This is a genomic window from Paraburkholderia adhaesiva (assembly GCF_021390575.1).
Taxonomy (GTDB): Bacteria; Pseudomonadota; Gammaproteobacteria; order Burkholderiales; family Burkholderiaceae; genus Paraburkholderia; species Paraburkholderia adhaesiva.
The window spans coordinates 223,273-243,063 of the sequence record NZ_JAJEJQ010000004.1 but is presented as its reverse complement, the minus strand read 5'-3'; the positions used below and the strand labels follow the sequence as shown (position 1 = coordinate 243,063).

16 protein-coding genes and 3 pseudogenes (1 of these 19 only partly in view) are annotated in these 19,791 nt (G+C 58.3%); 14 read left to right on the top strand and 5 right to left on the bottom strand.

Annotated features, from left to right (window positions below; genetic code table 11):
* Positions 1 to 24 precede the first annotated feature (24 nt).
* The 6 genes from L0U80_RS28980 (at position 25) to L0U80_RS28960 (ending at position 3,244) form a co-directional block, all read left to right on the top strand.
* On the top strand, positions 25 to 381 hold the full coding sequence (locus L0U80_RS28980) for a type II toxin-antitoxin system VapB family antitoxin (RefSeq protein ID WP_233874407.1): 357 nt from the start codon (positions 25 to 27) through the stop codon (positions 379 to 381).
* A 229-nt stretch (positions 382 to 610) separates the two neighbouring features.
* On the top strand, positions 611 to 850 hold the full coding sequence (locus L0U80_RS28975) for a hypothetical protein (protein ID WP_233874404.1): 240 nt from the start codon (positions 611 to 613) through the stop codon (positions 848 to 850).
* A gap of 17 nt (positions 851 to 867) precedes the next feature.
* Positions 868 to 993, top strand: coding sequence for a hypothetical protein (locus tag L0U80_RS31605; RefSeq protein WP_267955014.1), 126 nt, complete (start codon positions 868 to 870; stop codon positions 991 to 993).
* Between the two features lie 1,237 nt (positions 994 to 2,230).
* Complete coding sequence (locus tag L0U80_RS28970) at positions 2,231 to 2,548, top strand: hypothetical protein (protein ID WP_233874401.1); 318 nt, start codon at positions 2,231 to 2,233, stop codon at positions 2,546 to 2,548.
* A 248-nt stretch (positions 2,549 to 2,796) separates the two neighbouring features.
* Positions 2,797 to 2,964 (top strand): hypothetical protein, encoded by a 168-nt coding sequence (locus tag L0U80_RS28965; protein ID WP_233874398.1) that lies wholly within the window; start codon positions 2,797 to 2,799, stop codon positions 2,962 to 2,964.
* A 31-nt stretch (positions 2,965 to 2,995) separates the two neighbouring features.
* On the top strand, positions 2,996 to 3,244 hold the full coding sequence (locus tag L0U80_RS28960; protein WP_233874395.1) for a hypothetical protein: 249 nt from the start codon (positions 2,996 to 2,998) through the stop codon (positions 3,242 to 3,244).
* Between the two features lie 183 nt (positions 3,245 to 3,427).
* On the opposite strand, the pseudogene L0U80_RS28955 reads toward L0U80_RS28960, so the two are convergent.
* Both L0U80_RS28955 and L0U80_RS28950 read right to left on the bottom strand, forming a co-directional pair.
* Positions 3,428 to 3,925 (bottom strand): annotated as a pseudogene (locus tag L0U80_RS28955) (integrase core domain-containing protein); the annotation flags it as partial.
* Between the two features lie 310 nt (positions 3,926 to 4,235).
* Positions 4,236 to 5,741, bottom strand: coding sequence for a replication initiation protein (locus L0U80_RS28950; protein WP_233874392.1), 1,506 nt, complete (start codon positions 5,739 to 5,741; stop codon positions 4,236 to 4,238).
* Positions 5,742 to 6,847: 1,106 nt separating this feature from the next.
* On the opposite strand from L0U80_RS28950, the gene L0U80_RS28945 reads away from it, so the two are divergent.
* The 4 genes from L0U80_RS28945 to L0U80_RS28930 all read left to right on the top strand — a co-directional run bounded on the left by L0U80_RS28945 (position 6,848) and on the right by L0U80_RS28930 (position 13,605).
* The gene (locus L0U80_RS28945) at positions 6,848 to 8,068 is read left to right on the top strand and encodes a ParA family protein (protein ID WP_233874389.1); all 1,221 of its coding nucleotides are present in this window, start codon (positions 6,848 to 6,850) and stop codon (positions 8,066 to 8,068) included.
* Positions 8,065 to 9,033 (top strand): ParB/RepB/Spo0J family partition protein, encoded by a 969-nt coding sequence (locus L0U80_RS28940; protein WP_233874386.1) that lies wholly within the window; start codon positions 8,065 to 8,067, stop codon positions 9,031 to 9,033. Before L0U80_RS28945 ends, L0U80_RS28940 begins: the two co-directional genes overlap by 4 nt.
* A gap of 112 nt (positions 9,034 to 9,145) precedes the next feature.
* Positions 9,146 to 10,171, top strand: a complete 1,026-nt coding sequence (locus L0U80_RS28935) for an IS110 family RNA-guided transposase (protein WP_233874383.1) — start codon at positions 9,146 to 9,148, stop codon at positions 10,169 to 10,171.
* 2,384 nt (positions 10,172 to 12,555) lie between these two features.
* Positions 12,556 to 13,605 (top strand): GSU2403 family nucleotidyltransferase fold protein, encoded by a 1,050-nt coding sequence (locus tag L0U80_RS28930; protein WP_233874380.1) that lies wholly within the window; start codon positions 12,556 to 12,558, stop codon positions 13,603 to 13,605.
* A gap of 139 nt (positions 13,606 to 13,744) precedes the next feature.
* On the opposite strand, the pseudogene L0U80_RS31960 reads toward L0U80_RS28930, so the two are convergent.
* A pseudogene (locus L0U80_RS31960) lies at positions 13,745 to 14,025 on the bottom strand (DDE-type integrase/transposase/recombinase); the annotation flags it as partial.
* 67 nt (positions 14,026 to 14,092) lie between these two features.
* Here L0U80_RS31960 and L0U80_RS28920 point away from each other — a divergent pair.
* On the top strand, positions 14,093 to 15,250 hold the full coding sequence (locus L0U80_RS28920) for an IS30 family transposase (RefSeq protein WP_233874375.1): 1,158 nt from the start codon (positions 14,093 to 14,095) through the stop codon (positions 15,248 to 15,250).
* 9 nt (positions 15,251 to 15,259) lie between these two features.
* On the opposite strand, the pseudogene L0U80_RS28915 reads toward L0U80_RS28920, so the two are convergent.
* A pseudogene (locus tag L0U80_RS28915) lies at positions 15,260 to 15,523 on the bottom strand (transposase); the annotation flags it as partial.
* A 529-nt stretch (positions 15,524 to 16,052) separates the two neighbouring features.
* Here L0U80_RS28915 and L0U80_RS28910 point away from each other — a divergent pair.
* Together L0U80_RS28910 and L0U80_RS28905 are read left to right on the top strand one after the other, a co-directional pair.
* Complete coding sequence (locus L0U80_RS28910) at positions 16,053 to 16,400, top strand: hypothetical protein (protein ID WP_233874372.1); 348 nt, start codon at positions 16,053 to 16,055, stop codon at positions 16,398 to 16,400.
* Between the two features lie 2 nt (positions 16,401 to 16,402).
* Positions 16,403 to 17,929, top strand: a complete 1,527-nt coding sequence (locus L0U80_RS28905) for a DUF746 domain-containing protein (protein WP_233874369.1) — start codon at positions 16,403 to 16,405, stop codon at positions 17,927 to 17,929.
* A gap of 61 nt (positions 17,930 to 17,990) precedes the next feature.
* Here L0U80_RS28905 and L0U80_RS31875 read toward each other — a convergent pair whose 3' ends face one another.
* Positions 17,991 to 18,107: a hypothetical protein gene (locus L0U80_RS31875; RefSeq protein WP_373322339.1), complete on the bottom strand. Its 117-nt coding sequence runs from the start codon at positions 18,105 to 18,107 to the stop codon at positions 17,991 to 17,993.
* Positions 18,108 to 18,771: 664 nt separating this feature from the next.
* Here L0U80_RS31875 and L0U80_RS28895 point away from each other — a divergent pair.
* Positions 18,772 to 19,791, top strand: the start of a protein-coding gene (locus L0U80_RS28895; RefSeq protein WP_233874363.1) for an ESPR-type extended signal peptide-containing protein. The gene runs 50,223 nt beyond the window's last position; the window shows 1,020 of its 51,243 coding nt (coding positions 1-1,020); it begins with the start codon at positions 18,772 to 18,774; its stop codon lies off the right edge, out of view.

Here is a 19,791-nt window from a genome sequence, read left to right as displayed (position 1 = left end):
CATCCCCTGCGTCAAAAGACAGAAGTGGTATCGGAGCCATTCAAGTGCATTAGTGCTTCCATCGACAGGCATTTGCTCGCCGCTGCGATGGCCGCCACGGGCCTGACCTCGAAGCGCGAGGTCATCGAACGCGGCCTGCGCACGCTCACGCAGACGTTCCTGTGCGAGGCCAGCAATGCGGGTCCGGACAACATCCCGACAGTGGTCCGTTTCGTATCGGCTACCGTGACGCATCCAGCCATGACATTACGACGCAAGCGGCGGACTGGCCTGCACCAGCTGCTCCGCTATCTCGCACTGGCAGACCAGTTCGAAGACCTCGACAGCCCCCCTCGCGTCCGGGACCGGCGTGCCCGCCCCCTGGGCCACGTCCGCGGGTAGTTGCGGCGCAGGCAGCGTGAATTCACGAAGCAGCAACGTTCGCACAAACGCATCCGCCGCACCTGGAAAAAGCCGTCCCTGGTGCGCTCGCCATTACGACGTTTCAGGGTCCGGCGCGCCAGTTTTCTGCAGGCGGCACGCCATGACACCCCCCGCTTTTCGTGATACCGGACGGCCCTTGTCATCGCATGATTTGCGATCCTAATAATCAATATAACCAGGAATCAACATGTATCTGTTACTCCTCATTGTCGCGCTGGTGGTGATCTACTGGCTGGGATTCATCGGGATTCCGGTGCTGCTGGCCCGGACCGTCCCCGGCGCGGTCGCGCTGGCCGAGCGTAAATTCCCTAGGTACCGGGGATATGACGCACTCCCGATGCTCGTCATTACCCGGCTCGGCATAGCCGGAGGCATTGCCGCGGTCGTCAGCATCATCTGCTCGCTAGCCAGTTGGCCCCGCAGGTAACGAGGGCGGAGTTGATCATGTCCGTCCATTCCGGGGGCCGGCCGAAAATTCGCCTCACGGACGCGGCACAGGACAAACTTCATCCGTTCGCCAATATCGTGACCGTGATGCCGAAACCATTTGCCGAGCAGATAGGGAAATGACCAGGCAGTTCATTGAATTCGGCGCGACGGTGGTGCTGACACGCCGGGATCCGTAAGATGGCTGGAGCCTCCCGGGAACCCGCCTGCGCGCCATGAGGAATTCTGGCAGGCACGGCTACGCAATCGGGGAGCAAAGTGCAACGCCGATCCGGCCGCGGACTGAATGAGCGAAACAGCGGGTAGCCACTTGCGCTCCGGTGGGCAGCGCCTGCCCGTCTGGCGACCATGACAGGCAAGGCGCCCTCCAGCCGGTCATTGGCCCCAATCCCGCTCTCCTTATCCACAGGTTTGCCCCCAGTTTCTGTGGACAACGTGCACGACCCGGATGCCGAGGCAGGCTGGCGAGCCGATTCGCGCCGCGCTTTTTCGGCGGTACCGTTCCCGGCAGCCGACCGGCATCCGGCGTTTCCCGGGAGAATCTGTCGGCGCCGGGCTGGTCCATCAACCCGCCAGGAGAAAGCCGACAAGGATGCAGGACCGCAACCGTTTCCGGGCAAGCCTCATCTAACGGTGAGACGAGCAGGGATTTCATGGCGTCGTCGAGATACGTCACCATCTGGCCACCCGCACGGCATCAGACGGCCGACTACCACCGCCACCCGATCTGCGCGGCAGGCAAGACGGGCACCACTTGCCATACGTTCCCGACTGGCACCCCATGCCGATCCGTGAGCCGCCGAACGCCCCGGAAAACATTACGCTGGCGTACCGGGATCATACGGCCCGGCACGATCATCTCCGTCCGGCTCACCTTTGCGACCCTGCCCATGATCTGCTTTACGCCTTAACGCAACCAGGCAGTCGCAGCCATCGCGGGCCACGAGGCATATCCCCCGGCCGCGCCTGCTCCGTCCCGTCACCGTTACTGCACGGCAAGCCCGCCCCCCCGAAGCCATACCTATGACACCGGCATCGCGGCACGTCACCCCCCATCCGCCATACGTCACAGTCACATTGCTGCCCGGATGTCGACTTGCGTTCGCTCTGATCCGTGAGACGCTGATGTCACCTGCACCACACCGTGCAGGCAACAGGTGGGCCGACCCGCTTCGGGTCGCCTGGTTTATCCGTCGTGCGTTTTGCACACCTTTCAAATGGAAGAACCCGTTCATGAATGATCTCCGTTCGCTCTGGCAGGTTGTTGTCGACGAGGCGCGTGCTTTCCTGCACCTCCTTTTCCGGCCACTCACCATTGCGTGGCACTGGCTGCGGCGCGTCACGCGTCGTTGAGGGGGCAATGATCATGGTTATGCGCTCCCACCGCGATCGCTACTGGTTTCGCCTCACCCCCCACAGGAGCCGGGAGGCTCGCTATCCGCTACACCCCACCGCCACGTCACTTATCACCGAACGGGTCCCCATCAGCCTGTCGGGTTGGCTGTTCCGCATGAGCCGCGACAAGCTCAACCGGACAGGCATGGGACGTCACGCCGTGCGCTGCGAACGACGACGCCAGCAGCAGCGCCGCAAACCACACCTGCGCATAGCCATCAAGGCGCCACACCGGCTGTTTGTGCCGCGACGCCTCGGCCTGCATGACGGACCGCAACGCTAACTGCCTCATCCTGCCTGCGCAGCATCGCACTAATCGGTGCCGCCAGTTCAACAAGACTCTTCGTCCATACCGGCATGACTGACTTTCCTGCTGCACTGACTCACTCGCGCCAGCGAACCTGATCCGGCCTCTGCCCCGCGATCTGCTGGTCCGGCTCCCCGGTTGCCCGTCCCCTGATCGGCGAACCGGACTGGGTAGTTGTCGCCCCTAACCCGCTCGCGGGAATTGCCGCTCCGGCCGACCCGCGGTTGCAGATTGAGGACGCGGGACTTGCACCTATCATCGTGCTGCATGCCTTCGCCACCGGACAGCCCACAAGTGACGCGGCACACATCACCTACAGCGCCGCGCTTGGCCGTCGTCAGTTCGAACCGGCCGAAATGCTGCTGCACGTCTACGCACTCGCTGCCGCATGACCGCCTTTGCGACAGCGCAAGTTGCTCTTTTTTGACCAGCACGCGACAAGCTGCGCTGCTGCCCGCGGTCGAGGCCGAACTGTCCGATCGCAAGAATCGTCGAGTGCTCCCGCATCATACGGAGCGCGCCGCCTATGTGCCAATAGACAACGAAGCCGCCAAGGACGGTTACTTAAAGGTGGCCGGCGCGCGTTGGGTGGTGTTCGCGATGCGCTCGCTGTCCTATGCCGATCAACGCTGCGCCATGGGCGCGCGCATCAAGACAGGGAGGCTGCCGTGACAGCTATCGATCAGGGAAGTCATCGAAGTCCCTGATCTTTTGTTCCCCTATTCGCGCGCACACGTTTTGCGTGAATGACGGGTGGCTGGTTTGGTCGGACCGGGAAGCATAGAACGTGCATGCAAAAAGTGTATTAGCCGGGACTCGATCTGACAGGTAGTCGGGCCGATAGAGAGGAAGCGATCAATGGGGAATGAGTTTCTCCCTGGCGAGTTCCAGCGAATCGAGAAAGGTGCGCATCGGCGTCTTGCCGTAACACCACCGTCCCTGATGCTCCCGTTCATTGTTGTACTGGTCGAGCCACGCATCAAGGTCCGTTTGCAAGGTGGCGATCGAGTCGTAGATCTTCTTGCGGAACGCGATGCGGTAGAACTCGTTGAGCATGGTCTTGTGGAGTCGCTCGACGATCCCGTTGGTTTGCGGCGACTTGGCCTTTGTTCGGGTATGGTCGATGTCTTCCAAAGCCAGGTACAGCTCGTATTCATGATGCTCGGGGTTGCCGCAGTATTCGGTGCCGCGGTCTGTCAGCACGCGTAGCAGCGGGATGCCAAAGCCGTCGAAGAACGGGACAACGCGATCGTTGAGCAGGTCCGCCGCCGGCAAGGGCGTCTTGCGATCGTAGAGCTTGGCGAATGCAACTTTCGAGTAGGTGTCGACGAAAGTCTGCTGGTAGACACGGCCTCCGGCTTGTTGGGAAAAACAGGGGAGCGCCATCGACCTGCGCGTTCCTACGCAGCATCCAGGCGAACTACATCTCTGGACAGAATCTGCAGTTGGGCGGCGGTTCGTGTGAAGGTCTGATCTTAAGCACGGACAATGGGCAAATCACTCGGGTACCCGATAACGAGACCATTCTCAATCTCAGAAGGCGCAGGTGAACCAGCACTGAGCCGTTGATCTCGATGCGCTCGATGGAGTTTGTGATCGTGTTCCGTGAGCACTGCGCGAGTACAGATGCACTTATCTACTCCGGCACATCTCATCTCTTGCATCAGTCTTTTGATTGCCGTGTCCGCGCGGCCTTCCTCAATTCTGACGCGACGTAGTGGCTGAACGTGTTTGCGATACCGGGCAATTCCATGATGTTCTCATGCGTGACATCAGCCGGTTTGATCCCCTGTCGTTCGATAGCGCGAAGTCCGAACACGTTCTGCGCGACGAACTTGCGAACGAGTTCCTCCCGCATTTTCTTGTCGAGCGCCGCGAAAGATTCTCGCGCGTGTTTCGCCTCGTCCTCACGACGCTGATTCGCGGCCGCGTCTGCTGCCGCCACGCTTTCGGCGACGGCGGTACGGGAAGCAAGCTTGGCCGCACTTTCGGCCACAGCCGCCTCGGCGAGTTTCATCTGCACGAGTTCGACTTGCCGGTCTGCTTCGGCCACGCGGTAGTTTTCCGACAGGGCCTTCATCAAGTACGCAGACGCTCGTTTGACTTTGGTGCCCTGGCGGATCGTCCACTGGGTGTAGTCGATCGCCTGCTGAATTCGCTCGTCAGTCCAGACAGCCCTGTTGTCCTCGATTCGTTCAAACTGCTTGTCGGTCAGGCCAAACTCGTTCTGCAGGGTCTGGAAAAGAGCCACTGAGTTGAGCATCGCGGCCTTGGACGCCAAAGCGCCATTCTTTCGCTTGAGCTTGAAGCGAATCTGATCCTTCTTGCGTGACCCCGGCGTTCCAGCTCGCGTCTCATACGACAGGTCAATATCGGACAGCTCGTTAATTTGCCTGACGGCAGGCTCGAGATAGTCACGCTTGAAGTACTTGAACTCGGCGTTGTTCGCCCAGGATTTTCCCGGAAGGTTTCGTATCAGGTCGAGCGGCAGCCATTCTGATACGCCATTGGCGACGACAGGTTGGACGTGGTCGTAGATGCCTCTCGCGTAGATCAGCGTGAACCTTGATGTCACCAGCAAGCTCGTCCAGTACGAATTCTCTGGATCTTTGATAAGCCGCTGCAGTTCGACAGGCACGCGGAATCGTATCCTGCCATTTCGAACGCTTACCCGGCCGATCAACTCCAGCCAGTCGCCATCTTCATCGGTGATCGAGACAACTGCGGCTTTGCCGGTACCATCCGTCTGGCCCTCGTCATCGAGGTCGTGGTCGTCAGATGACTGATCGACCAACCGTCCAGCCGGATCAACGGAGACGATCGGCGCGCTTGTCACCTCGAGCATGGACGATTTGACGCTGCGAATAACGCTGGAAAAGTGTTTTTTGTTCTTGCTGTCGTAGCGCATCAGCCACTTGAAAAAGCTGAGCGTGACGTCGTAGGCTTCCTTGACCTCTGGCTCTTGGGCGACGATGAAGTAAGCCGCATCAACGAAACGTCGCGCGGACAGCCCAAGGCCGACGATTCGGGCAAACACCCGATTCTTTTGAAATCCGATGTCCTTGTCTGACGCGAGCTCGTGAATAGCTCTCTGAGCCGGCGAGTTTTCGACAAAAAGGTCGAGTGCATACTGGAGCGGTGTCACCCGCCGGTCACTGCTGCTATTCATGCCTAGTCCGCGGTCATGGAGCCGTTCTTACCCTCAAAGTTTCGACTGACTGTAGCACATAAAGGTGAGATGTCAACGAGGATCTCTCACCTTATTTCCGTCGCAAAGCACAGATGCACAATATCTCTCACCTTTGGTACACAAACTCTCACCTTCACACACGGCGCAATCTGCTAGGTCCCAATAGCACAGGACGTCCGAAGGGTTATCCACATGCATTCATCGCGTCGGTTCTTATCTGTCCTCTTCAGGACACGATCTCTCACCTTCCACTCGCCCTTAGTCTCACCTATGAGTACAGCATCTCTCACTTTTGAGGTACACAATTTCTCACCTTAGGGACAGCACCTCTCACTTTTGAGACTTAAGTATCTGTTTTTTAACAAACTACCTCGGCGTGTATGTTTGTATGTACGTTATTTTTTTATAAAAACACATACAAACACAGCGCACAAAACAGCTTTCGCGACTGCAATCACATCTCTGGGTTGTTAGCAGAGGGCTTCCCGAAGAGTGCAACATCGGGATGTAATCCAAGTTTTCTTGAAGATCTGACGGCGATAGTTGATGTTCTGGTCTAGCCACGCATCGATTCGTGGCCAAGAAAAAACTGCGGCCTGTACAAGAAGCGCAGCGATCTTGAACGGGTCGTTTATTCGTCGTTTGGCGGTGTGCCTCAGAGGTGAGAGATTATGTACCGCTTAAGGGCTGGTTGGCCGTAACGCTCAGGGTTGGGTACACAATCTCTCACCTCTGCTGAGGAAGACCGGGCGCGAAATGAAATTGTAATGTATCAGCAACCCAATTGCTTCACTGGTGGCTTCTTCACGTCGTCTTACGTTACATTCATTCCTCGAAATAGGTACAAAATGGCTCACCTTTGTACTTGAGCAAACCGACGCCATCGCGAAGGTGAGACATTTTGTACCGACTTGCGGGCGTCTGAGCTACGGGTGAGTTACTCGGTCGCCCTGAAGGAAATCAATGGGTTGCTGTGGTTAAGCTCGAAAACAACTAAAGCGATGAATACGACACTAATATAAAGACGTTTTTGGATTTTTCCGGTATTCTGCGTTTAGCCTAATTTTTGACCGGAAACTCTGAAAATGGCCAATGTCAGTCAACCGCTACCAATCGACCGAACAGTCACGCTCGCGGAAATCAGCGATTTCGCCGATATCGTGACCGACTATGCGACGGAACTGCGAGACCAAATTCTCGCCCCCCGTCCCCGCAAGACTCCCCCGGTCTTCACGACCGGCGAGATCGCGGAAATGTGCGGATTGACCCGCAATCAGGTGCAATACCAGATAACAAAAGGTGATGGGGTGTTGCCAGAAGGGCATAGCACCGGGACGGGGCGTAGTCGGAGTCGGCAGTTCACTCTGGCGGAAGCGCGCACCTGGGTCCAGCAGATTTCCGATATCTTCCAGACACCGCTAGTCGCGGGCCCAAGCGAGGACTTCGAGGGCAAGATCATCATTACTTCGCAGCTGAAGGGTGGTTCTGCGAAGACTACGACCACCATGTGTCTCGCACAAGGGCTGACTCTCCGTGGTCGCAAAGTGCTGGTAGTCGACCTTGACCCCCAAGCCTCTCTGTCTGAACTCTGCGGGTTATACGCGGAGAAGGAGGTGTTTCCTGAAGCTACCGTGCTGCCTTACGTCTACGACCAGGACATTGAAGGCGGGCTGCTTGCAAAAGTTCAGTCGACATACTGGGATGGACTCGACATCATTCCAGCGCATACCGAGTTGGTTGGAGCGGAGTATCACCTGCCGGCGATGCAGATGAAAGTTCCGGGATTCAAATTCTGGCAGGTGCTGCGAGACGGATTGGCACCGCTGAGGAAGCACTACGATTACATCATCCTCGATACGTCCCCTTCCCTGTCGTATCTCAACTTGAACGCACTGATGGCCGCTGACGCCATGGTTATGCCAATGGTGCCCGAGAACCTAGACTTTTTTAGTTCACTCTCGTTTTGGCGGTTGTTCTCCGACGTCGCCAAATCCTTCATAAGGTTTGAGGCCGACAAGAAGTACGACTTCGTGTCCGTGCTTCTTACCCGGGTAAATTACGGGCCGACATCATCGGCTCCAGTTGTCCGTACCTGGGCTCAAGGCGCCTACCGTCAGTGGCTGGATCCGTTCGAGGTCCCCGCAAGTTCAGTCATGAGTTCTGGAGCTCTGGCATTTACCACTGTGTTCGACATCAGCAGCACACACAGTCAAGCGAAGTCATTGCAGCGAGTGCGACAGCCTTTAGTCGACTACTGCCGATGGGTCGACGAACAATTCATCAAGCAATGGAGGCCCGCACAATGAGCAACATCCGCGAGCAACTGCTTGCCAAAACGGCAGGCATTCGGTCCACGGACGAACGAAAGCCGGATCCCGCGCGTCGAGCGGCACGTACCGAGACAGCACCGGGGATGGCTGGAGCGCTGGCCTCAGCGCAACTGCGCGTACGGGAATTGGAGGCGTCAGGGACGCCTTCGCAACTCCCAGTGGCAGAAATCGTTCCGAATCCGTGGCAACCTCGCCGGGTGTTTTCGGAGGCAAAACTCTCCGAATTGGCGGAGTCGATTCGCGAGGCGGGACTGCTGCAGCCGATCGTGGTCCGGCGTGCCGAGGCGGGATATCAAATCGTAGCGGGTGAAAGGCGTTGGCGGGCGCACAAGATGCTCGGGAAAGATGCCGTTACCGCCGTGGTGATCGAATGTTCGGACCAGGACATGGCTGTTCTCGCCTTGGTGGAGAACGTGAGCCGCGACGATCTGACCGACTACGAGATCGCAGTCTCGATCCGGACGACCGAAAAGGAGTTTCCAAACCGCACGCGTCTCGCGGAGGCGGTAGGAATGAGTCGCCGCGGTCTGTATAAGTTCATTTCCTTTGGAAGCCTTCCGGAATTTGTTACGAAGGACTTGGACCTGAACCCGTCGTTGATCGGATGCAATGCGGCTGACGCGATCGTCACAGTGCTGAAGAAGCATGGTGACGACGGCGTAGTTGCGGCTCGCGAGCTTTGGCCCGATGTTGTGTCCGGTAGTCTTGATCAAAGCAAATTCGCTCCCGCGATCGCGGCGCTAGTCGCGCGGCGAAATTCGCGAACATCTGCTCGCGAACGATCAATCGAGAAGTTCTTTGCTGGAAAGACTCACGCGGGCAGCATTACGAAAGACGTGAACAGCTTTACCGTGAAGATCAAGACCGGCGTTCTCTCTGACGCTCAGGAAACTCGGATACGCCAGGTGATCAGCGAGTTGTTTAACGGCGATCCGGCGTGAATTACCGTTGCATATCTGAGGCCCGCGAAAGCGGGCTTAATAGGATGGTCAGCCCGATCCTCACTCAGTGGACTACGCTGAGTGGGGATTTTGTCCTTTCAGGGGCGCCATCATGGACACGGTATCGCTGGTCGGCATCGATCTCGGCAAGCACTGCTTCCACCTGCATGCACAGGATGCGTCAGGCAAGCAGGTGTTCCGCAGGAAGCTCACGCGCAGCCAGATGTTCACGCTGCTGAGCAATTCCCCAAGTTGCACGGTGGTGATGGAAGCCTGCGCTGGGGCTCACTGGATCGCCCGCCGACTTCAAGCACTGGGCCACGAGGCCAGGCTGATTTCCCCCCAGTTCGTTAAACCATTCCGGCAAGGCAACAAGAACGATTTCGCGGACGCGCAGGCGATCTGCGAAGCGGCTTCGCGTCCGAGCATGCGCTCCGTGAGTCTGCATAACGAAGCGCAGCAGATCGTGTCAGCCTTGCATCGAGTTCGCGAGAGTCTGGTGCGCGATCGCACCGGCACGATCAACCAGATTCACGCGTTTCTGTTGGAGTTTGGCATCAGCCTGCCGCGCGGTATGGCGGTGATCCGGCGACTACCCGCCGTGCTGGAGGCAGAATCGTTGCCGCCAAGGCTGGTGGCCGTGCTCGAACGCTTGCAGGCGCACTTCAAGTATCTGGATGAGCAGATCAGTGAGCTCGAACGCGAGTTGCTCACACAGCTACACGAGGACGAACGCAGCGAACGGCTGCTGGAGATTCCCGGCATCGGCCCAATGACCGCCAGTGTGTTGATGTCAGAGTTGGGCGATGCCCGTCAATATGGTTCGGCAAGGCAATTTGCAGCTTCGGTCGGTCTGGTGCCGCGGCAGTACAGCACCGGCGGCAAGCCAACGCTACTGGGCATCAGCAAACGCGGCGACAAGGAACTGCGACGGCTGCTGGTGCAATGCGCGCGGACCATCATGCAGCGCATCGAGCACCGTGCAGATGCATTGGGTATTTGGGTTCGCAGCCTGCTGGCCCGACGACACTCGAACGTGGTGGCCTGTGCTTTGGCCAACAAATTGGCGAGGATCGCCTGGGCCATCCTCGCCAAGGGGACACACTACCGAAGCGCGCCGGCAGCTCTCCCGGCCTGACGCTTCCTGTCGCTTACAGCTTCAGTTTCAGTAGTCACACCTGGTTTTGCGACGCGAGATACGTGAAGGCATAAACGACTCAACGACCGGGCAAGTAACCTGATATGAAAACCAGCACCTCGATGCTGAGGGCTTTTTGAGGTTTGCCCGGCGCGGCTCCCATCATGGGGCGGGATCTTTCCCATCCACGACCCCGGATAGATTCGAGCAAGTCCACTTTAGGTCAACACAACCTCACTTGCAAAAATCGGGCTGACCATAGATTTTTATTGCTGTTGGATACTCGCGTGGTTCGTCGTGTGAGCGCAGGCGTTCTTAAAACGCACAGTTGCCGAGGAAGGCGCGCTCCGGTTCGAGCGTAGCACCAGCGAAGCGTGTGCCTTTTAGGCACACTCCGGCCCGAACATTGACGTCTCTCATGTCAACCGCTGGGGGCGATGCGCACTGTCACCTGTCAGATTGAATCGATTCGACATAACCATCCTCGCGCGCGTGGCCCGCTCTTCGTCGGCGAAATCGCCGGCCGATGTGAGAGGCGGGTCCGGCGTTGAGCACCGTCTGCTTTAGCGGTCACCATTTGGCGTATATGTTTCGTGCACCACTACGCGGATAGCGGGCTCCCACTGAGGCATGCATACGCTGGATGCTATGGGTTACGGGAGTACGAGCCGGCTGGTCAAGCTAGCGGTCGACCAGACAGGAGGACGGGCACCACGGACACCCTATTTAGCCCGGGAGTGTGCCTTTTAGGCACAGATACTTGGACGCCGGTCAGCGTCACGAGGCGGCTCACCACGTGTGCCTAATAGGCACACCGCGGTAACGGCATCTGCATATTCGACCGGGTTCATTGAAGCGACACGGGCGCTAAACAGTAGCTGGATGGTATCTGCACCGTGCAAAGTCAACATTTGCCGCTACGATCACTCCGCGGTCTTTTGATGGTCGAGTGCCGCCTCGTTGAAAGGCTCGGGTGAACCATGCCCCGTGTCTATCAAGATCCTGCACAGCACGATTCGTCAGGATGTTTTCCGAGCCAAGCGGCAAATCGATCGTGGATGATCTGGGTGAAGTCTTGCCCGCGCGTATTGTTTGAACGGTGCGGCGCGATCACAACAAGGACTGCTAGCCGTAGTCCGAATTTGTTTCCGTCATGATGCTGGCGCGAACGAGAAGGGCACAGTGAGTGGCCGACGTTTGGGCGCTCTGATGACCTCGCGTCGTTACTAAAATACGTGCCGTCACCAGTTGGATGCCGCACCCGAATCAATTGTTCGCCGATGACATTGCTCAGTAAATTCCCATCCGCGCGCAGCGGCTCGTAGGCGCCCAAGGAAGGCAGCGACGCAACGTCGATGTGTGCTCTCAACAGGTGCGTAAGGGCGTCGCACGGAGGCGGAGCCAGAAGTGAGCCAATGAATAGCCTAACGTGAACGACGCTGCCAGCGCCGCGAAAGCGAAGTTGGGGAGAGGTCAGTTTCAGCGAAATCTCTCCTGCAGCGACACATAGGCGTCACCGCAGCTATGACCCGTCGACGTACCTGCGCCAGTACGAACATCGATGGCAATACTGATGGGAACCGCGTCGCGCAAATTACTATCGATACCAAATAACGCAACTAACCGTCAATCGGGCGCCAAACCACGAGGCGCCTGAAGGCGCGCCCATATTCCGAAGCTCGATTGGCAAGTGAGAACTTACCCGCTGCGACGGAGCTTGTTTTAGAGAAGGGCGGGCGGCCTTGCGGCGACTCGGCAGGTACAGAAGCCGATCTCAAGGACGGACCGTCAGCAGACGTCCCCTTTTTACCGGGCCACCTTGCGCAGATCATGCAGGCGGCCAAATCTCATCGCCGTGAAACATTCGAGGACGAATTCTCAGGCGCTCCAATGCCCGAACAGGCGGGGCTTTCGACCGTATGCCGACTGTATGTTTCACGCTTCGCTGGCGCGCTGAATGGCGGAAAACCATGTAGTGACACGGCTCGGCTCGATTCCGGACAGCAGGACCATTGCGACGTAATATTCAATACGTTTTATGTAGTAAAGTGCGCCATAGAGTGGTGCCCAATGGCCGGGCCCTCCCAATTCCTCGCCCCGGACTTTGCGGAGAATATACGATAGGCGGAGCCGGGCTGCCCCTCATACGATACGAAATTGCTGATCCGTCCGACCTTGAAGCGTCCCGGTTCAAGGCACTCGAGATGAAATTCGACAGGTGGAGACGAACTGGCGCTGTGCGACATCGGTCATCACGGACAGGTGTGAAGGCCCGACTGCCGGCTCGGGCTAACCGATTTCAGTAACTCTATAAAAATTACTGAAGCTTGCTTGGGGGGGGGCTTTTCAGTAAAATACAGAAAACTACTGAAGGTATTCTGGGCATGTCCGGTTTCCCGCTTTATCAACGCCACGACCAAGCTTACTGCGCACAGCTCGCCAATATCGAGCAGGCGGCTGCGGGGCAAGACAAGGTGCTCCTCGGCGCGCCGGGGACGATCCTCGAGCACCGGCGCGGAGACCTTGTGTACTACGCCCGGCAATACATGAATGCCGAAGGCAAAAAACAGGAGGAGAGCCTCGGGGGTCCAAAAGGCGACCCGACCGTGGAAGCTCGCGTGCAAGAGGTGCGCGACCGCATCCTGTTGGGCAAGGACTTGGTGAACCGCATCCGCGAACTCGCCAAGCTTGGCTTTCAGGTGGCCGATAACAAAACCTGCGCCACGATGGGAGTTCTGTACAACCATGGTCTGTTCCAGGCCGGGGCAGTGCTTGTCGGTTCTCATGCCTATGCAGTGCTACTCAACAGTCTCGGTATCAGGTCGGTTTCCTACGAAACGGAGGACGTCGATATAGCGCGCGGGCGGCAACTCGCCCTCGAACATGTGCCGACAGGTGGATTGCTCGCGATCCTGAAAGAGACCGGGATCGCGTTCGTGGAAGTGCCACCGATGAATCGCGGAGAGCCATCGACGTCATTCAAGCAAGCTGGCGCGACCCGCTTTCATGTCGACCTGCTTGTACCATCCGGGGACGATTCGTTCCCGACGATACCGGTGCCTGAGCTGAATGCGCATGCGACGGGACTCCCGTATCTCGCCTACCTGCTCGGTCAATCGCAGATGGCTACGCTGCTTTCGAGGCACGGCGCAGTGCCCGTCCGTATTCCCAACCCGGCGCGTTTCGCGATTCACAAGCTGCTTGTATCGCGTTTGCGCACCAACATGCTCGTTAAGTCGCAAAAGGACGTCCAGCAGGCATCCGTGCTGCTTGCGATGCTCGGCGAGCACAGAACGGGTGATATTGAAGACGCGTGCGAGGATCTTCCCGCGTCGGCACGATCGCTCGTGCGCCGTGCGATACCTGAAGTGCGACGGCTGCTCGCGGCACATGCAGGCGCGCTCAACGAGCTTGAAACCGGAATCGGTGCGTGAGGCGCTGGATAGCGGGGCGCTGGCTTCCAGAAAACCAGCCCACGCGGTTCGTAGTTGAACAATGCCGGATCCAGCGTGCTGCTGATGGCTGTCGTGAAAATCACGGGCGCGAGCGAAAAACGGCGTGTTCACCGTCGTATCAACACGCTGATTGAGCGGTCTTCCAAACAGCGGGCGCAGTGGTATCTTCGCGGCGCGATCGTGCGGGGTTGAACTGACCTTTGCGAATGAGGTGCATCAGATCGACACCCTATATCGTAAGGGCGGCATTCCTGACGCGTTTGAAGCCGGGCATTGCATTGACCATGGACTTGACGTTGAGATGATCTTGCTCAATCAAGCTGTTGAATACTTCGACGATCGCAACGTCGTGTCCGCGGGCAGAAACTGCTCTGCCTTCATTTCGCGCACCGCGCGGTGAGGTGGGTAGGTTCAATGAGTCGTTGCAACGCCTTCCTATTAATATCGAATGAGGGAGGGTTGGCGAATGGCACAGATGGGACGGCCCGGGTTGCCGCCGGAAGGCAAGTCAGAGGTTTGGCGGCGGTGGCGGGCAGGCGAATCGTTTCTTGGTATCGGTAAGGCGCTAGGCAAGCCTGCAGGGTCAATTTACGGCGGGATCCGACTATGCGGAGGGTATACCCCTGCTGCTCGTAAGCGGCCGTTGCGGGCATTGACGTTGAGCGAACGTGAAGATATCTCGCGCGGCATCTCCGCTGGACTTTCGATTCGAGCGATTGCCCGCGATTTGAGTCGCGCGCCTTCCACGATTTCCCGTGAGATTGCGCGTAACGGCGGAACGAGCCACTATCGAGCTCTGGAAGCTGAGGAGCGAGCCTCGAAGGCCGCTCTGCGACCCAAAGACTGCCTCCTGGAGCAGAATCGGCGCTTGCGCTACGCGGTCGAGCGTAAGCTTTGCCGCGAATGGTCTCTAGAGCAAGTGAGCGGTTGGCTTAAAAACCGATATGCCGATGACGAGTCGATGCGCGTGTCTCACGAGACGATCTATCGCAGCCTGTTTGTGCAAGCGCGCGGCGTCCTGAAGAAGGAGCTGCAGTATCACTTACGGACCCAACGGAAGATGCGTCACTCACGCTTCTCCAGCACGAAGGGCGCTCGCAACAAGATTGCTGACGCGGTTTCGATTCACGAGCGACCACCTGAAGCAGCTGACCGTGCGGTACCTGGTCATTGGGAAGGAGATCTCGTCAGTGGCGCCAACAATACTCATGTCGCTACGCTGGTCGAGCGGCGCTCGAGATTCACCATTCTCGTCAAGGTAAAGGGAAAGGACACGGTGAGCGTTGTCGCGGGCCTGAAGCGCGAGGTTAAGCGGTTGCCGCAGCATCTACGCAAGTCGCTCACCTGGGACCGTGGCATGGAACTGGCGAACCACAAAGACTTCACGATTGCCACGGATGTGAAGGTCTACTTCTGCGACCCGCGAAGTCCTTGGCAACGCGGTACCAACGAAAACACGAACCGACTTCTGCGTCAGTACTTGCCTCACGGCACGCAACTTGATCAATATTCTCAGGCGGAACTGAACAAAATCGCAGCGCGACTCAATGAAAGGCCCAGAAAGACATTGGGCTTCATGTCTCCGGCCGATAAACTACGCGAGGCTGTTGCGGCGACTCATTGAACCTACCGCCGCTTTTTTTGCGATCTCAAGTTCCATTTGCAGGCGCCTGATCTCGGCGCGCATGCGCGAAAGCTCCATTTGCTCCGGCGTGATCGCCTTCGCTCCCGCACCGTTCAACTTGCCTGCCTGCTCCGCCTTCACCCAGTTGCGAAGCGTTTGCTCCGACATACCCAACTCTCGGGCCACCACGGCAAACCCCTGGCCGTCCTTCACCCGCTGCACTGCGGCCAGCTTGAACTCCGTCGTATAGACCTGCTTCGGTACCTTGAACATGCCTGATTCCCTTCCTTTCCGTCGAGTTTACATACGACCTCATGGAAGGCGAAATTTCAGGGGAAGCTCACCTGATCCTGGCCATTATTTTTTCGACAAATACAAGCCAGCACTAATCCACCATGCCACGCCGAACAAAGAAGGGCACGCGGATGTTCCCCGCTGAGCGACAGACGCCGTGGGCTGTCGGCGTGCGTCTTGGCGCAGCAACGCGTCGCTGCTACCCGACTCAGAATCGGGCAGCATCAATGGCAACGTCCCCTTTATCCGACAAGTCCAGATCGAGGATCTGTCGCGGGTGTTGAGTCACCACGTCGCTCACGTGCATGACACGACATCACATACGTTGCACTTCGTCGGCGGGTGCGTACTCTCCTGTCTGCACTTGCGAAATGGGTCGGGCATGTAAATCAAGGGCAACAATGTTCTGTTTCGCACACTCCCCGACGGGGTGATCGTTGTTTGCGGGACATTTAGCGATGGGCGTACAATCCCGGCGCGACAACCGTAGACCTGCAAGATATAGCGCATGAAACAGCCAGCTCCGCTGCAAAGCCTGTGGGATTCGTGCGCACGCTTACCAGTAGAAAAACAGACGCTGATCCGATGCGTCGCCATTCTCGGTGTATCGAATCAGGCACTCATCGCAGCGCTGGCCGTGGTGCAGATACTGTGGTTCGACCGGTACGTGCCGTTGCCGTTCCGGTCGATCAGCGATGTGACAGGGCAGCCGACGAAGGACGTCAGGCAAGCGATAGATGAACTGCTTGCAGCCGGCGCGATCGAACACCAGGTCTATCAACGCCCGATCGCGCGCGTGAACTACTACCGGCTTTCAATGCCAGGTGATACGAATTCATTTTGCGAACCGGAATGAAAATGGAAAAAAAGGGAAGACGGGACGGCTCGTCGTCGCGACAGTCCACTGAGCAGATGCAGAGCGATATGCCTGCATTGCCAGCTGTTCGCCCACCCGTGCTTCGGTTCGATGTGTCGGAACCCCTTCTCAGTGGCACACGCCGCCCATTTGTGGACGTCGAGGACCCTGCCTTGACAGCGTTCGTGACGACGTTGTGCGACGAGCTGTATTCCCCCGACGCACACCCGACACCGACCTGTCCGCGCTGCGGCGACACGCATACCCACCTGCACTCACGGAAAAACAATCACCGCACGCAGCTGCCGGTGTTCCGGTGCAATGAGTGCAAGCACTACTTTACGCGCCTGACTGGCTCACCGTTTGCGCACGTGCGTTTTCCGGAAAGATTGCCTGCATTCATCCGCCTTCTGCCGCAAGCGATCCCGGTTGATGAAGCCGCAAGGCGGCTGGATCTCAACCGCGAGACGGTTTGCAACCATTTGATGCGGTTTCGCCAGTTGATCGAGAAGCACGATCCTGATGGCCACTGGATCCCACGCGTGAGACTTGGCATCCGGTACCGGCCGCACGGCACCTGCCGACATTGTGGCTATAGTGGCCAGCTGGCGAGCAGCGGTTTTGACGGCGCCGGGCGAAAGCGGGCGCTGTGTCCTGAATGCAATCATAGCTGGACAATTACGCGGGATGATGCCGGTATGCAGATCGCGGTAAGCATCGCACACGATCCGGCATTGACTGCGGTCCGGAGGCGGCGGCGCAAGGGCTTCCCGGCACCCGATCTGGTGCGCGCCGAGAAGGGCGTGCTGACGATCCCCTCCCGGCCTCAAGTCTCCGCGATCACTTTCACTCAGGCTCCCGAACCAGAAGCATTACGATTCGATTTCACACAGCCGCTGTCGTCGAAGCGGAGCACGTTGCCGCGCCGACATTCCGAAGATACTGAGCTTACCGGTTATCTCAGGGCGGAAATCGACAAGGTGTTTTCGCCCGACATCGAGCCGATACCACACTGTCCGCACTGCGGGGGAAGCGATGCGCGGTTCACGCGCCGGCACAATAAACCTCCCTGCCTGCCCGAGTTCCAGTGCGCCACGTGCATGCGTCGTTTTACAAGGCCAACCGGAACACCAATGGTCAAGATGCGGCGCAAGGACATGCTCGAAAAACTCCTGCCGCTGCTCTCTCAACATGTCGCGGTCGCACAGATCGCCGGGCAACTCGAGGTCACGTCCGACACGATCATCGCCTGGATCAAGTTGTTTCGTTCCTGGCTGCTCAAACTCGATCCAACCGGCCACTATGAGCGGCGAGTGCGTCTCGGACTGAAGTCACCATGGCCCGTTCTCACCTGTCCGAAATGCGAGGTCGAGGCGCCCGCCAAACCGTGCGGATTCTTGCAAAGGAAATCCATCCCGTACGGGCAGGTACGCCTGTTCCGGTGCTCAGCGTGTAATCGCCACTTCAACGTTCCCGTCGACGCGCTGTCAACTACACCTGAACTGTCTGAACCGGCCGAAGAGCCCTAATGGCACAGATACCAACCTGTTGCTAGCCGAGACGGGCGGACAGCTGCCATGTCGCATGAATCTACGGCGTGGCCATCGCGCGGATGTCGCGCTGCGTATCGAAACACACGGCCATGGCGGCAAGCGGCTCGCCCCGCCGGTTCAGGACAGGCGCCGCGAGCGTGAAAACGCCAGCCAGCGTTTCTGTCTGCGTCAGCGCGTAGCCGACGCGTTTTACCTCGGCCAGTTCGTGTAACCACGCTTACTCCGGGTCGCGACGTAGTCGAGCTACGAATGTAGCGATACCGGATCGGATTGTCTTCGCCGATCAAGTCGTCGATACGCTGCGGCGGAAGTGTTGACTGATTGCGGGTCGCACCCTCGACAAATCGCCACCATCCTCTCCTGTCGCGCGAAAAGGTTGCGCGGTCTACGCGATCGGGCACGTTTTTGCATCCCCCGCCGATCCGGGACGCAGAGTCTTTCCGGTTCCTGATGGTTGCGACCTCAACTTACTGTCCCAACTAAACGTTCGGCAGCAGGCGGCCATCCTGTTGCCGTCGACTTTCCAGGATCGAATTCGGCGGTGCGGAATTGCGGCGTCAATTCCACCAGTGGCTGGTCATCTCGCGAGTTCTGACAGTGGCAGATTTTTTTCGAGCGACGTTGGGCCCGTCAGTCAGTTCAAAAAATTGATAGGGCCCGTAAATGGAGTCAGAAACATCCCAATTTGACGATCCTTAGCATAGGCGAATTCTGGGACGGCCAAATAATTGCGACTGAATACCTCGCGCACTCCGCCTGGACCATATCTCAATATTCCGCCATTTGGCACGCCGAATAAACACCAAGTTAGGATCAGTATGAACAAGGGACGATTCAGGAAGGTCTTCAGTAAGCGGTTGGGCATGCTTGTGGCCGTCGAGGAGACTGCAAAGAGTCAGGGCAAACAGCCGGGAGAAGGCGGCGGTATTGCGGTTCCCGTTGTCAATTTTGGCGCTGTCTCATTATTGACCTCGATTGCTCTCGCCTTTTTGCTTGTCGATCCAGGGACGGTTCTGGCGACGACGCTGCCGACAGGGGGCCAGGTGGTGGCCGGGCAGGCCAGCATCAGCGAGAGCGGCAACACGATGACGGTCACCCAGAGCACGCAGCGCGGCGTGATCAACTGGAACACGTTCAGCATCGGCTCGGGCGACACCGTCCAGTTCATCCAGCCCAGTGTGACGTCACAGACGCTGAACCGGGTGGTGGGCGGTGTGCCGTCGAACATTCAGGGCCAACTGCTGGCCAACGGCCAGGTGTTGATCCAGAACGCGAACGGGATCCTGTTCGGCAGCGGCGCGGTGGTGAACGTGGGGTCGCTGCTGGCGACGACGAAGAACATCGACCCGACCCAGTTCATGGCGGGCGACACGCTGAATCTGAGCTCGACGGGTATAAACGCCGGGATCGTCAACGATGGCACGATCAACGCAAAGGGCTATGTCACGCTCGTTGCCGACCAGGTGAAGAACACCGGCACCATCACGGTGCCGAACGGGACGGTGGTGCTGGCTGCGGGCGACAGCGCGACGGTGGCGCTGGACAACGGGCAGGGGATTTCGGTCACGCTGAACAATGCCACGGCCAATGCGCTGGTGGACAACAGCGGGAATATCCAGACGGGCAATGGAGCGGTGCTGCTGACAGCCCGCGGTGCCGATACGGTGCTTGAGACCGTGATCAATATGTCTGGCGTGGTCAAGGCGGGAACCGTGGTGGCCGACGCGGGCAACACGGGCGATGCGATCGTGACGGGCCAGATCGATGCTTCGAACACGACGGCGGGTGGCGTGGGCGGCACGGTTGTCATCACGGGCGACCGGGTAGGCATCCTTGGC

Bases quoted from the DNA above. Each gene is read 5' to 3' on its own strand.
- L0U80_RS28975 (WP_233874404.1), top strand. From the start codon at position 611: ATGTATCTGTTACTCCTCATTGTCGCGCTGGTGGTGATCTACTGGCTG.
- L0U80_RS31605 (WP_267955014.1), top strand. From the start codon at position 868: ATGTCCGTCCATTCCGGGGGCCGGCCGAAAATTCGCCTCACGGACGCG.
- L0U80_RS28970 (WP_233874401.1), top strand. From the start codon at position 2,231: ATGATCATGGTTATGCGCTCCCACCGCGATCGCTACTGGTTTCGCCTC.
- L0U80_RS28950 (WP_233874392.1), bottom strand. From the start codon at position 5,741: ATGAATAGCAGCAGTGACCGGCGGGTGACACCGCTCCAGTATGCACTC.
- L0U80_RS28945 (WP_233874389.1), top strand. From the start codon at position 6,848: ATGGCCAATGTCAGTCAACCGCTACCAATCGACCGAACAGTCACGCTC.
- L0U80_RS28940 (WP_233874386.1), top strand. From the start codon at position 8,065: ATGAGCAACATCCGCGAGCAACTGCTTGCCAAAACGGCAGGCATTCGG.
- L0U80_RS28935 (WP_233874383.1), top strand. From the start codon at position 9,146: ATGGACACGGTATCGCTGGTCGGCATCGATCTCGGCAAGCACTGCTTC.
- L0U80_RS28930 (WP_233874380.1), top strand. From the start codon at position 12,556: ATGTCCGGTTTCCCGCTTTATCAACGCCACGACCAAGCTTACTGCGCA.
- L0U80_RS28920 (WP_233874375.1), top strand. From the start codon at position 14,093: ATGGCACAGATGGGACGGCCCGGGTTGCCGCCGGAAGGCAAGTCAGAG.
- L0U80_RS28910 (WP_233874372.1), top strand. From the start codon at position 16,053: ATGAAACAGCCAGCTCCGCTGCAAAGCCTGTGGGATTCGTGCGCACGC.
- L0U80_RS28905 (WP_233874369.1), top strand. From the start codon at position 16,403: ATGGAAAAAAAGGGAAGACGGGACGGCTCGTCGTCGCGACAGTCCACT.